Annotated in this window: 12 protein-coding genes and 1 riboswitch; all 12 genes read right to left on the bottom strand. The window is 36.9% G+C overall.

Annotated elements, in window-relative coordinates:
- Nucleotides 1–75: 75 nt before the first annotated feature.
- Nucleotides 76–594 (bottom strand): ferritin, encoded by a 519-nt coding sequence (locus AC0UMU_RS06505; RefSeq protein WP_022599451.1) that lies wholly within the window; start codon nt 592–594, stop codon nt 76–78.
- Between the two features lie 126 nt (nt 595–720).
- Nucleotides 721–2805, bottom strand: a complete 2085-nt coding sequence (locus tag AC0UMU_RS06510) for a right-handed parallel beta-helix repeat-containing protein (protein WP_278714594.1) — start codon at nt 2803–2805, stop codon at nt 721–723.
- 31 nt (nt 2806–2836) lie between these two features.
- Nucleotides 2837–3526 carry an RluA family pseudouridine synthase gene (locus AC0UMU_RS06515; RefSeq protein WP_278714595.1) on the bottom strand — a complete coding sequence of 230 codons (690 nt, stop codon included), beginning with the start codon at nt 3524–3526 and terminating at the stop codon, nt 2837–2839.
- 103 nt (nt 3527–3629) lie between these two features.
- Nucleotides 3630–4376, bottom strand: coding sequence for a 3-oxoacyl-[acyl-carrier-protein] reductase (gene fabG / locus AC0UMU_RS06520; RefSeq protein ID WP_022390653.1), 747 nt, complete (start codon nt 4374–4376; stop codon nt 3630–3632).
- A gap of 26 nt (nt 4377–4402) precedes the next feature.
- Nucleotides 4403–5347, bottom strand: a complete 945-nt coding sequence (locus tag AC0UMU_RS06525) for a 3-oxoacyl-ACP synthase III family protein (protein WP_022390654.1) — start codon at nt 5345–5347, stop codon at nt 4403–4405.
- Nucleotides 5348–5383: 36 nt separating this feature from the next.
- Nucleotides 5384–5968: a TetR/AcrR family transcriptional regulator gene (locus AC0UMU_RS06530; RefSeq protein WP_031258025.1), complete on the bottom strand. Its 585-nt coding sequence runs from the start codon at nt 5966–5968 to the stop codon at nt 5384–5386.
- Nucleotides 5969–6329: 361 nt separating this feature from the next.
- The gene (locus tag AC0UMU_RS06535; RefSeq protein ID WP_473979894.1) at nt 6330–8339 is read right to left on the bottom strand and encodes a DUF4465 domain-containing protein; all 2010 of its coding nucleotides are present in this window, start codon (nt 8337–8339) and stop codon (nt 6330–6332) included.
- 117 nt (nt 8340–8456) lie between these two features.
- Nucleotides 8457–8659, bottom strand: a riboswitch (cobalamin riboswitch).
- A 170-nt stretch (nt 8660–8829) separates the two neighbouring features.
- Nucleotides 8830–9984 (bottom strand): MFS transporter, encoded by a 1155-nt coding sequence (locus AC0UMU_RS06540; RefSeq protein WP_009316796.1) that lies wholly within the window; start codon nt 9982–9984, stop codon nt 8830–8832.
- Between the two features lie 457 nt (nt 9985–10441).
- Nucleotides 10442–11569: a universal stress protein gene (locus AC0UMU_RS06545; RefSeq protein WP_009316795.1), complete on the bottom strand. Its 1128-nt coding sequence runs from the start codon at nt 11567–11569 to the stop codon at nt 10442–10444.
- Nucleotides 11570–11597: 28 nt separating this feature from the next.
- A complete protein-coding gene (locus tag AC0UMU_RS06550; RefSeq protein WP_009316794.1) occupies nt 11598–11867 on the bottom strand; it encodes a hypothetical protein in 270 nt (89 codons plus the stop codon).
- A gap of 166 nt (nt 11868–12033) precedes the next feature.
- On the bottom strand, nt 12034–12726 hold the full coding sequence (locus AC0UMU_RS06555; RefSeq protein ID WP_009316793.1) for a phosphatase PAP2 family protein: 693 nt from the start codon (nt 12724–12726) through the stop codon (nt 12034–12036).
- An 87-nt stretch (nt 12727–12813) separates the two neighbouring features.
- Entirely contained in the window at nt 12814–13560 is a 747-nt protein-coding gene (locus tag AC0UMU_RS06560; protein WP_303008534.1) for a tetratricopeptide repeat protein, read from the bottom strand.
- Nucleotides 13561–13563 lie beyond the last annotated feature (3 nt).

Below are 13563 nucleotides of genomic sequence, written 5' to 3' on the forward strand. Positions count from 1 at the left end.
ACCGAAATAAACAATAGCAAAAGGGGCTATCCGACTTTTTGGACAGCCCCTTTTATAATAGCCTAGCCGGATTTATTATTTCCCGGCTAACGGAGCAGCTTGTGTATAAGTACGAGCACCGAGTTCCTTATCTAAAGTATAGATACCAAATCCATTGTCCTTAATCATTTTAAGACTGTCAATAATGCCTTGAGCCGTCTCTTCTTCTTCTACTTGTTCATCGATAAACCACTTTAACATACTTTGAGTCGCATAGTCTTTTTCCGCTGTAGCCAAAGCATACAAATCATTGATCATAGAAGTTACTTTCTGTTCATGAGCGAGAGTATCTTCAAAAGCAGACAAAGGAGTGTTCCATTCGGTCTTTACCTCGGCAATAGGAGCTAATGTTACTTTTCCCCCTCGAGAAAGAATGTATTTTGTAAAAATCAACGCATGATCTTGCTCTTCTTTAAACTGAGTTTCAAACCAATTCGCAAATCCGGGGTTTCCTTTTACTGCAAAATTAGTAGACATAGACAAATAAAGATATGCAGACCAAAACTCCGCATTTACTTGAGCATTTAAAGCTTCCTCAATCTTTTTACTTAACATGACTATTTAATTTTAATAAAATGAATAGAACTCTCAAAGATATACAAATCTTATCAAACGCAATAATGATTTATCATTTTTCTCAAATAAAAAACTTGTTTATCCAAACATATTTTATTCTCTCTTTCAATCGACTGAGATCTTTTCCATTTGTAAAGTAAGATCTGAACATAAATGTTCTTGCTCTCCCAACTTTCCGTTACGATCATAGCAATTACCTGACACAGAAAGATTTTTAACCGCAAAAGCTTCGACTCCATATCCGTTATTATAGCGGATTCTATTTTTTCGAATTTTGAGATTACTCGATCCCTTATATAAAAATTCCGACAAAATACCACAACCGTCATTTCCTTCTATCAAATTTTCAGAAATATTTATACCAGAACATTCGGACAATAAAACTCCATGCCATGCATTCCGGGCTATTTCACAATCTTTCAAATCTAATGAACGGCAATGATCCAACACAACACCTGCTCCATGTAAAGAGGTATCGAAACGACTATCCCGCACAACTCCACCATCAACACGCTGCAACAATAAATTATGTTGAAGTCTCGGCCCCGGTACGACAAATGTCCCATTCTCAGTAAAATCGCAAGCTTCTATTTTTACATTTTTTGCACCTGAAATATATACTCCTGTACGAGAAAAATTAATTACAGAAAGATTTCTCAAGGTTATCCCGGAAAGTGAATAATTTTTTTCACTACGGAAAGATATTCCGGCCAAATTATTTGCATAACGTCTTTGTCTTTCAAAGCGTCCGGCATTGGGATCAAAACCAGCAGCATGTTCCCGAGCGCCTTCTATTATCAAATTTTCAATAACGACATCACTCATGTCTGGCGTGGCAGCCATAATTGCAGCAGTTCGTACAGACGGTGTAAACATAAGAACTGTTTTTGTACCTTCTCCGATCAAATGCGTCCCCGAATGGATTTTCAGAGTTTTATTCATCGTGTACTCTCCGGCTTTCAAAAAAATTGTACGCTTGTGTCCCGCCTCATTATCCAATATTTGCTGTAACGAATCTCCAGGCGATACGACAATCGCACCTTCCGGTATTTTAAAATCCGATACTCTTAACGCTCCTGCAGGATAAGCAATCTTACTGCAAATCAAAGGTCTCTGCTCGGGCGTTTTTCCCTGAAAAGCCGCACGGAAAGCTGTAAGCAATATCAACGAAGACTTATCCCGAACTTTATCACATATAGAACGAGTATATGGCATGTCTATTCCCTGGGCTTTATAGTGTTGATAGACATACTCTATCCCGTAATCATTGCGTAAATCCTTATCACGATGAGAAGGTTCTCCGTAAGAGAAAATATCTTCTCCTAAAAGAAAACGAGAAGTATATTCATAACCTAATGCCAAACGGTTATCACCGGCAGAAAAAAGATCAACGCCTTGTGTATAGGCAATTCGGGCTGCTCCGGCAAATTCACCAAGCCCCATTTGTACATGTCCCTGATCCCGGGTAGTTTCTTGACATTGTCCATTCGGAAAAATATATTTAATCAAACTGCCGTTTGCCTTTCCATGCAAATAATGATAAACTGCATTATCAAAAAGCGGCCGATCATTGGTAAAAATAGCGATCGACAATAAAGTATGCATAATCGCTCCATCCCAATTTCCGTTTGCCTGAGGGAAATAGAATCTCAATAACGGATAATACACGCTCATAATCATTTCTGTAAAAGCCGCTGTGTGATTTTCAGTCCAACCCGGATAAGTATATCTTAAAATTTCAGCGGCATTGCAAAATTTATATCCGGAAAGAGCAACCAGCAACTTAGCGTTGTTTTCGTCCAGACTACGCAATGATTCAGACCACTTTCCTATAATTTCAATCGCTTTTTCAGCATAGGCTTTATCTTCTGTAATATACCATAAAACAGCACAATTATAAGCCATTACCGCACCTTTAGAAAGATCCGATCCGCCAATATCAGGTTTTCCGTACGGTCCACTGATAACATGCGCATAAGTCTTAACTTCGAAAGAAAGAGGTGTTTCCGCCTTTAGACGCTCAAAAGCTCCCCGCCAAGGCTGTTCTCCCGCCAATGTTTTATTCTTCATCAACTCAAGATCTTCCCGGCACATATCGATACCGGGATGGATAAAGGTCTGTGCCGACAAGCCGACAAAAACGAATACGGTAATCAAAAACACTACCGCAAATTTAAGATGTGTTCTCATAATATAAAATAATTAGTGTGTGTATAATTCTTTATTCTGAAAAAGATCCGGCCAACTTCTCAAAAGTTTTCCAAAGATTATTATCCGGAACCGGAGCAGTTATATCAATTTCTACCTTGGATACCGGATGAATAAATTTAATATGACGAGCATGCAGGCTAATGCCTCCGTCTGGATTAGATCGTTCAGCACCATACTTCAAATCACCCTTTATAGGACACCCGATCTTAGACAACTGACATCGAATCTGATGATGTCTTCCTGTTTTCAAATCTATTTCCAATAAATAATATTTATCGCTATGAGCAACTATCCGGTATGCAAGAACAGCTTCTTTAGCATTAGGTTTCATTCTGTCCCATGCAACCGACTTGTTCATTTTCTCATTCCTCACAATATAATGAGTAATCTCATCCGAGTCTTTCGGCGGACGATTTTTTACGATCGCCCAATATTTTTTTTTCACCTCATTATTGCGAAACATCTCATTCATCCGTGTCAGAGCTTTGCTTGTTTTAGCAAAAATCACCAATCCGCTCACCGGACGGTCGAGCCGATGGGTTACCCCGACAAATACATTTCCGGGTTTACCGTACTTCTCTTTCAGCCATAACTTCAACATTTCAGATAGAGGAGTATCTCCGGTTTTATCACCCTGTACGATCTCCGATGTCGTTTTATTTACAATAATCAAATGATTATCTTCGTACAATACCGTCATAAAATATACATTAGATATGAAACAAAGATAGGGATAAAAAAACAGAAGGTAAAAGAATCGTAATGATTCTTTTACCTTCTGAATATATGTTATAAAATATTCTTTACATATTCATACCGCCACAACAGTGAATAACTTGCCCGGTAACATATGAAGAAAGGTCAGAAGCGAGGAAAGTACATACGTTAGCAACATCTTCGGGTGTACCGCCACGACGTAATGGAATTTGTTTTGCCCAAGCTTCTTTCACTTCATCAGATAATGCACCTGTCATATCGGTAATGATAAATCCCGGAGCGATACAATTGGCACGAATACCGCGAGAACCAAGCTCTTTTGCAATAGATTTAGCCAGACCTATCATACCGGCTTTCGATGCTGAATAATTACATTGTCCGGCATTACCCGATACACCGACAACAGAAGACATGTTTATGATACTCCCGCTCTTTTGTTTCATCATAACAGGAGAAACTGCGTGTATAAAATTAAATGCAGATTTCAAGTTCACATTGATTACCATATCCCATTGGGCTTCTGACATACGCATCATCAGACCGTCCCGAGTGATTCCTGCATTATTTACCAAAATGTCGATGCGTCCAAAATCTTTTACAATCTCAGTAACAACGTTATGTGTATCTTCAAAATTCGCTGCATTCGAAGCATACCCTTTTACTTTTACACCTAAAGCTGCTATTTCAGCTTCTGTAGCTTTTGCATTATCATCAATGGCCAAATCGGTAAACGCAATATCCGCACCTTCATTTGCAAATTTGATGGCAATCGCTTTGCCTATTCCACGAGCCGCACCTGTAATAACGGCAACTTTTCCTTGCAATAATTTCATAAGTTATCTTATTAAATAGATTAAAATCAAAATTTCACTAAAAATCCGCCACTTGAATAACCTCCACCAAAAACAGTGACAGCGACCTTATCTCCTTTTTTCATTTCATGGATATGCTGCGCCAAAACCAGCATGGCACTTGCCGAACCTGTATTTCCCAACTCCCGAATATTATTCAGAAAACGGTCTTCTCCGAGCTTCAACTGATGAGCGACATTCGCTACGATACGCATATTTGCCTGATGACATATAATATAATTCAAATCGTCAATCGACATCTGGTTATCCGAAGTCAAATGTTCAAGAACTTCAACCATATATTTACACGCATGCATGAACACATCTCGACCTTCAGGCATTGTAATTCCATCTTCTTTCGGTTTCAAATGCACAGCATCCGGGCCTTTACCGATATGCCCCAAACCTCGAGTATAAATACTGGTTATCTCCGCTTCGCCTTCTTTCTGCAAATCTTTAGAAACAAAAAGAGCGACTGCGGCATCACCCCATAAATGTCCGCATTTGGGATCACTTTCATTGCTATAATAAGTATTATGCTCTGAACAAACAACCAAAGCTTTGGTTGCTTTTCCCATGGCAAAATAGCCCTCAACAACCTCAAGTGCATTACTGAATGAAGAACAAGCCGATGATATATACAAAGCTTTTGCCTTTTCTATCTTAAATTCGCGTTGGGCAACATGAGCCAAAGTAGCCACCGTATCACGAGGAGAATAACATGCGGAAACAATCAAATCAACATCTTTTATGTCGTACGGCAAATGTGGTATGGCAACCCGTATCGCTTCTAACCCCATTGTATCTGAATTTTCTCCTTCTCCGGCCTTAGATCGCGTATTTATACCCGTTCGCTGTAATATCCAGTCACTGGTTAACCCATTAATTTCAAAAAAATGGTCGTTAGACACTCTTTCTGTAGGGATATAATACCCGGTCGCATTAATATACATACAATTTTAAATTAGTAATTTATTAGTTTTGTTGCTTTATTTCTTGATTCCATACAACACAAGATCTGCTATATATTCTTTTACCCGAAGCCTTTCCAGCCCCATCTCGGTAAAATTATCCCGTATATAAGGCACATCTAAACCTTTTAGAGCATAATGCAATATCGTCGCTGTTGCAGAAACGCTGGTAATTCTAAAATCTCCTCTATCGACACCCTCCTTCAAAATTCCCTTTAGCAACACAACTTCGTGCATATCGATATTCTTACGAGCTTGCTCTACTTTCCAAATATCCCTGAAAAACTCTGCTTTTAAAGTGCCATTACGCAAAACGGTCTCTTTAACCGCCTCAAGTCTGGTAAGAATATAATTAGTAAGTTTTTCTTCAGGAGGGAGATCTTTATTAGCTATATCTTTAAGCCGTTGCAATAAATGTGCAAGTTCCGATTCTACTACTGCCCAATAAATCTCGTTTTTATTTTTGAAATACGTATAGAGAGTCCGTCTTCCTTTACGAGATGCAATGGCAATGTCATTCATCGTAGTATTTTCCAACCCCGACTTAGCAAATAATTGACGTGCTACATCGACCAGCATCTCACGAGTTTTAGACATATAAATGTTTTTTACTTTTGCACACTTAATTAAAAACTGTGCAAAAGTAACTATTTTATCTTAACCTCAAAACTTATCATATACATTTTATCATATTATATGAATAAAATACCATAAATAGCGAGTTTTACACCATAAAAATGTAATTATTTATTCATATTGGAACAACACAGAAAAGAGAAACATATATATCTATTTTAGAATCCATTTAAAATAAAAATATTGCAGTTATAAAATCTATAAATTTTCCTATATTAAAACGGAAAATAATTGGATTTTTCATAAAAAACACATAAAAGAAGCCATGTCAATATTTTGACACAGCTTCTTTTTGCGCAGATTAATTTGTAAAGGAAAACTTAACTTATCACTGTTTGATAAATTTCAATGTTGAAGTATATGTATCATCTGTAATCCGGATATAATATAGTCCGGTAGCCAGATCACCTACATAAATTTGTTCAGATGCTGAAACAGAACGAACAAGAACTCCGTTTAACGTATAAATATCAGCTTTTTTATATTCATCACCTTTGATGCGAATATAACTTAATGCCGGATTAGGATATACACTCCAAGAAACTGCTTTCTCACTTTCCGATATTGCAGACGGCACTGAAGCCTGAGGATTTACCGACAAGCCATCTAAACAAAAATAAGTCGGAGTATTCATCCCATAATCTCCATTATCTGAAGACGACAAAGAAAACTCTATCGAAGAAACCTCTCCCAAAGAAGACAAATCCATCCAACTCCAGTCTGTGACGATATAATCGTCACAACTATAATCTGAACGATAATCAGCCAAATAAAAATCGACACTTCCGGTCTCGGTATCACCATTCTTTCCAACAGCCGTCAATTTTAAGAAATCTGGATCTGTCCCGTTTTCTCCACCAAACTTTTTCCCATAAGAATCACCATATTTCATCGAAATATAATTTATGGCAGCATTCGTCACATACACACCGTTTACTTTATGAGACATTCCGTCTGCAAAAGATATAATACTTTGATCACTATATGAGTCCCAATATCCGAAAATATATGGGGTATTATCCCCGTTTACGCCTGCTCCGGTCACTGCAGCGTAAGTATTCTGCGGCAAATATTCCCAAGAACTTACGACATCTGTATTTACACTGCCATCCGGGTTGTATAAATCCGAAGGTTCATTCAGATCGGGTTGCTGTTTACTGCAAACAAAACCGTCCCAAGAGAAAGAACCCCCACCCCAATCCGTTGCCGAATGTGAAAAACGGAACAAATCATTAAAATCAAAGAATTTCGTTTCTGTATCGAAAATAAAATCCGAAACCTTTGTCGATTCATCTAAAACTGCTTCGGATAAATCCAAAACAACAGATTTGTCTTCAGATACTTGAGCATCGGGATGAAGATCTATGACAGACTTAAATTCTGTCGATGTCTCTCCTACAGCTCCGACACATTGATTCAAAGCAGTATATACCTTCACAAAATCGATATGTGTCAAACGAACAGGATTTCCGTATTTATCGACAGCCCAATCTATTTTCATCCCAATTTTCTCATCTGACTCATTGGCACTCCAATTATCGGCATACCCCCAATCATAAGCCGGAAATTGCCATATATTTCCGGACTGTACAGCATTTGAAGGTAATAAAGAACCCGAAAATGTCAACTCATCCGATTCGATCCACATCGGATAATAAGACTGCTGTTTATGGAAAGTATTACGTAATACATAACCTGTATTTCCCAAATTATCTTTCCACATTACATCCGCAATATTATTATTTTCCGTTTCTGTACGAAATGAAGCCGGATTATTTATATAATTTTCATCAGGAGTTTCTCCTTTCCGTATTTCTATATCGTATTGAGGTCTGTAATAAGTTATTTTATAATTATGAACTGTCTTGGGGTTATTATATTCCGAACCGGCCAATTCATACCACTCATCATCAGGAAGACCATTTCCATTCTTATCTTGAGATACCATAATAATTCCACACTCGGCATTATTTACATACGCATTTCCTGCTGTCTTAAAATCATACTCACCGGGAACATTCACAATCGGTTTATCAAAACCGACAACCACATAACCTCCATAAGCCCCTAAACCGATAAACGAACTACCGGCTTTCATTGTCGATTCTGCCTTTGCCCGAATCGATTCATCCGTATCTCCTGCTTCATATTTAGGCAAAGATGCATTCACGAATTGCCCGGGTGCAGGCACATATTCCAATACTTTAGTCACTGATGTCGTTTGCCCCGCCACATTTAACGAAACTGACAATAAACTGCAACAAAGCAATACTCGGGACTTTCTCACCCCCTGCAAAACAAAATCTTTTTCACAATTAAAACGTAAAAATCTCTGCATACTGATATATTTATTTGATTCTAACCAAAATCAAATAGCCAACTAAAAATAAGGGAGTGAACATTATATGGTAAAATACCGCGCAATAATACTCAAAAGCTTATTCCTCGAAAGCTATTGAAATGAATCTGCCTGGCAGGTCTTCTGACTTACTCCTGTTTTGAACGCCTTCCCATTTATATATAATAAACAGTGGCAAAGTATTTTATCAAAACATTTTACAGAGCTTACAGCAGCGGGACTGTTCAGGATTCTCACCTGATTCCCTTTTAATCATGTCTCTGAACAGAAACTATGAACCGAAGCGCAGCAAAGATAATACTTTTATTACAAAATTATTTTAGAGCCTATCTAAATTTTATGGAAATATTTTTTCTGCTTATTCTGTCTGTAAAAAATTCATATCTTAAATAGAACTTTAGGCTATATCTCATAAAAAATCCGAGAAGCTACAATGTAACTTCCCGGAACCTCATAAATTATTAAATTCTTAATTATTCTTCACCTTAATGCCGAAAGAACAATATGTCAGATATAATATGCAAACCAAAATAACTGCGACAGATCCGTTCTGACTTCCAACCAAATCCGTAGCATATCCCATTAAAGGAGGGACAATCGCTCCACCAAAAACTCCCGTAATCATTAAACCGGAAATTTCATTCGCTTTGTCGGGACGACTTTGTAATGCCATAGAGTAAATAACAGAGAAAATACTTGAACATACAAACCCTACTAACCCGATCATTGTGTATATTAACATCAAATCATTCACAAAAAACAGAGCTAACATACCTAAAATCGCTATAAGAATATTGATCCGGAAAAATTTAACAGGTGAATATTTCGCTAATAAGGCCGTACCGACAAAAGCCCCGACCGTACGACAAGCAAAATATACGCTCGAACCGAATCCCGCGGCATCAACAGCCATGCCACAACGTTCTATTAGCAATTTCGGAGCAATAGTATTCATTCCTACATCTGTACCTACGACAAATACTATTCCTAAGAAAAGGAGCAAAATCGTTTTATCTTTCAATAATCCGAATGTCGCTCCGAATGACGAAGCTGAATCGGGTTTTTCTTCCTGAATAGGACTAACCAACAGCCAAAGCGTAGAAATCAAAGTTATTACAGCAAAAATAGGGAAAAGATATTCCCAAGATCCGAAAAAGCTCAAGGCAAATGCGGCAATAAACGGCCCGCAGAATGATGATATTGCCTTAATAACTTGTCCTCCGGTTAACGAACTGGTCAAAGCATCGCCTTTTACGACATTGGTCAATAACGGATTTAAAGAAACTTGTAAAATCGTATTTCCAATTCCTAAAAACGCAAAAGCGACCATACAAGATACCAAGTTGTAAGAAATAAAAGGCAACATCATTCCCACAATGGTTATAACCATACTTACCAAAACTGTCCGCTTCCGTCCAATTTTATTCATCACGATAGCTGTAGGAACGGACAGAAGTAAAAACCAGAAAAATACTGCAGAAGGGATAAAACCTGCTAATGTTTCGGACAATCCGAAATCGTTTTTTACATAAGAGGTAGCCATACCGACTACATCACAGAATCCCATGATAAAGAATCCGAACAGCACTGCGAGAAGTGCCGATAATGAAGTTTTGTTTTTCATCTGAGGTCAATTGTGTGTATTATTAATGAACCAAAATTATGCAAAATGATCGTAATAGCGATATAAAATAGCAGATTTTTTTAGAGTTTCTCTGAATTTCTCAAGAAAAAAGGGATAATACAGATATTAATTTAAATGATAAAACAATATATATCTTACTATATATAAATTATTTATCCAAGATATCGGTTATCAAAATCTCACACAAAGATTTTTTTAACTATTCGTTTTCGGTTACTATAAGAACCTGCCTAAATTTTCCAACAAAGAAATATTATCTGGTCATCTTTACGTTTTCTTCCGTTCTATTTCCCGTTTTCACTCATCAGATAGCCCCGCTCTATCATCCTCACAAAATAAAATACGAAATAAGATTTTAAACTGTATCTAAAAAATATATTCCCTGAAATTACTTATTGTATTTCAGGGAATATATTTTTACCTTGCTTAAAAACCTTCACCAGCCGACAGAAGGAATTACTAATAATGGTGTATCTGCATGGAATAACATCTTATGAGCAATACTCGGATTGAACAACCTTGCAAATATATTTCTCTTTCGTGTCGTCATTGTTAATATGTCTATTTTCTCATCTCTGATAAACTTTTCTACACTATTCAAGAAATCATCTCCATTCAACATCATATAAGCAACTTCACGTCCTGGGTAATGTTTATCGAAATATTCTTTCATCCCTGCCAATTTGATCTCATTCCAAGCGTCCCGCTTCGTATTCATATGAACGAAATTGACTTTAAAATCATACGAACCGAATAACCTCATAAATGTATCTATCGCTATCAAATCTTGTTGATCGAAGTTCGTAAAAAACGCAATGTTATTTACCTCATCAATCATAGTAAACGGAACACTTTCCGGAACGGCAAATACAGGGAATTTTGTAGAGTCCAGAACTTCTGCCGTGACACTTCCTATCAAATCAAGTTCTTTTTGGCTTTTTCCGCGCGTACCCATTACAATCAACATAGGGTTGTATTCCTTACTGTAATGATTGATTTCATCTTCCGGAATGCCTTCCCGAAGAATATAATCGAATTCTACGTCCGGCAGTAACCCTTCGGCAATCTGCTTATGTAAAGTCTCGACAAAACGAGCCATATCTTTTCCTACTCGATCTTGCACCTGTTTCAGCGCTTCATCTTCAGAAACTTCATAAGTAAATGTATCGGTGATTGGTATAGCACCCGGAAAATACGGGCTGAAATAAGCGTGGAATAGCATCACTTTGGCATTATGAGCCTTTGCAAAATCAAAGCCGATCTGACAGGCTTTAAAAGAATAGTCGGAAAAATCGACCGGAATTAGAATTTTCTTTTCGTGATTTTTACTTTTATCTTTTTGATGATCTTTATCATCGAAAAGCGAATATTGTTCTAAAATTTGAAGAGCATGCGGTAAATCCTGTTCTCTGATTCTTACGCGTACGCCTGACGATATTACCGGCTGTATCAGATTTACGTTTTGGATAGCCACCGGGATATCCTCGTTCTCCAGAATGCCTTTTATAATCTGAGCCTTTTCGTACGTATAAATGGCTATAGTGATTAATTTATCATCGCCCATAACGCAAAAGTTTAAAAATTATTTACTTCTATTTTTCTTCGGCCATGCTATTCTCTTCTTGAAGAATAGACATCGCCATATCATATATAGTAGTGTTGTCCAATACGACTATACCACCGTCAGGACCTGGTTCTATGTGCAGACCGCAATTTTTCCCGTATTCATAATTATTTCCACCGAAATAATTACGTACTGTTTGTACTGTTACATTCAACTCATCTGCAATTCTGTGCATAGAACCATCGGGTAAACAATCTTTGATACGGCGAAGTTCATTAAATGTTATTGTTTTAGTCATAGTCGTTAATGTTTTAAATGGTTAATAGCTATGGTTTGTAATACGCATTAAATTTATATTTAAAAATCCACATTTCCAAATTTATCGGACTTTTTTATCGTTCATTCTAATAAAAAAACTCACAGGGAAAATTTTCTGTGAGTTTTTCAGTATAAATTAACAGGGTTTACTTTATTCTGAAATTAATCCAAGGAGATAGAATCAATATAGCCAAAAACGTAACATAAATTACAGCAACAATTATACGAACATCCTTATTATTATAATAAGGAGAAAGATTCCCTTGAAGCCATCCTCGCTTTACTGCATTACTGCGCCCCGTAACATATAGATAATAACCTCCCCATCCGGTCAATATTCCCCAAACACTTCCTGCTAAAATATCTCCCGGATAATGAACTCCTAAATACATACGGGAATAACATGTCAGCAAAGCCCATATAATAGCAGTAATCGTATATAATTTATTTCTGAATAATAACGCAGTAAAAGTTACCAAACCGGCAGCATTCGCAGCATGACTCGATATGAAACCGAATTTTCCGCCCCGATATCCGTTTGCAATAGTAACGAACTGAGAAAAGTCCGGATCTTGAGCCGGTCTGAAACGGGCAAAATAAGGTTTACAAATCGTCGAAGCAAATTGATCGCATACAGTAACGACAAGAATCATCATTAATATTGTCCATAACGCATCTTTCCAATTTTTTCGAAAATACACCCAAACAAATGACAAAATAAGCGGTATCCAGATATATTTTCCGGTATATACCCACATAACCTGATCCCAATATACAGTATGATATCGATTGAACAATAACAATATTTGTTGATCTATCTTGATAAGTTCCTCAAGCATAATGTCTTTATAAAATAAGATCACACAAAGCGACAAAATGCTTCCGCCGTTTTGTGTAATTTAATAAGCGTTCTTTATATTTTTACTTCAAATTATTTCGATTTGATTTGTCGGTATCCAACCTCTATTTCCGTCTGCCAACAAAATTTCAGACCAATCTCCAACTTTATCCAAAAGTTTCACTTTCGTACCTTCATGCAAAACAAAAAGATCTGTTCCGCTTTCAGCCGGTGAACTTTTAATCGTTATCGTCGGCGCAAAGACTATGGCTTCGTTACGCTCGGTTATTTTATCTTTTTGTTCCGATGCAAAACTATTTGAAAATATGGAAACCAATAACAATAATAATCCGGCAAAAAATCCTATTTTCCGCAATAATACATTTCTTGTAAAGAAATACAAATAAATACCTACAATAAAAAGCAGAAAACTAATAATACCTAATATAGCCCAACTGTTTGACGACAAAGTATTTATCAGAGAATGAATCCAAACGGTCAAAAAGAATGAGCCTACCGGTTCTATTTTATCTGTTATATGACTGTTCGCCATATTCAAATTAAAACGTGCATCTTCGTTTCCCGGAGAGAGCAATAATGCCCTTTCGTAATTCAATATAGCTTTTGCATATTGCTTATCTTTATAATAGGCATTTCCTAAATTGTAGTATAAATCTGAAGAGATTCCTTCATCCTGAAGAACTTTCTCATATAATTCTGCTGCTTCTTTATAATCTTCTCGACTATATGATTCATTTGCCTGATTCAATAATTCTTGTCCCCAAACAACAGCAGTGAGGCAGAAAAAAAACAGAATACTATATATTTTTTTCATATC

Source organism: Coprobacter fastidiosus, from assembly GCF_982245605.1.

Bases quoted from the DNA above. Each gene is read 5' to 3' on its own strand.
- AC0UMU_RS06540 (WP_009316796.1), bottom strand. From the start codon at position 9,984: ATGAAAAACAAAACTTCATTATCGGCACTTCTCGCAGTGCTGTTCGGA.
- AC0UMU_RS06535 (WP_473979894.1), bottom strand. From the start codon at position 8,339: ATGCAGAGATTTTTACGTTTTAATTGTGAAAAAGATTTTGTTTTGCAG.
- AC0UMU_RS06525 (WP_022390654.1), bottom strand. From the start codon at position 5,347: ATGTATATTAATGCGACCGGGTATTATATCCCTACAGAAAGAGTGTCT.
- AC0UMU_RS06505 (WP_022599451.1), bottom strand. From the start codon at position 594: ATGTTAAGTAAAAAGATTGAGGAAGCTTTAAATGCTCAAGTAAATGCG.
- fabG (WP_022390653.1), bottom strand. From the start codon at position 4,376: ATGAAATTATTGCAAGGAAAAGTTGCCGTTATTACAGGTGCGGCTCGT.
- AC0UMU_RS06515 (WP_278714595.1), bottom strand. From the start codon at position 3,526: ATGACGGTATTGTACGAAGATAATCATTTGATTATTGTAAATAAAACG.
- AC0UMU_RS06560 (WP_303008534.1), bottom strand. From the start codon at position 13,560: ATGAAAAAAATATATAGTATTCTGTTTTTTTTCTGCCTCACTGCTGTT.
- AC0UMU_RS06545 (WP_009316795.1), bottom strand. From the start codon at position 11,569: ATGGGCGATGATAAATTAATCACTATAGCCATTTATACGTACGAAAAG.
- AC0UMU_RS06550 (WP_009316794.1), bottom strand. From the start codon at position 11,867: ATGACTAAAACAATAACATTTAATGAACTTCGCCGTATCAAAGATTGT.
- AC0UMU_RS06510 (WP_278714594.1), bottom strand. From the start codon at position 2,805: ATGAGAACACATCTTAAATTTGCGGTAGTGTTTTTGATTACCGTATTC.
- AC0UMU_RS06555 (WP_009316793.1), bottom strand. From the start codon at position 12,726: ATGCTTGAGGAACTTATCAAGATAGATCAACAAATATTGTTATTGTTC.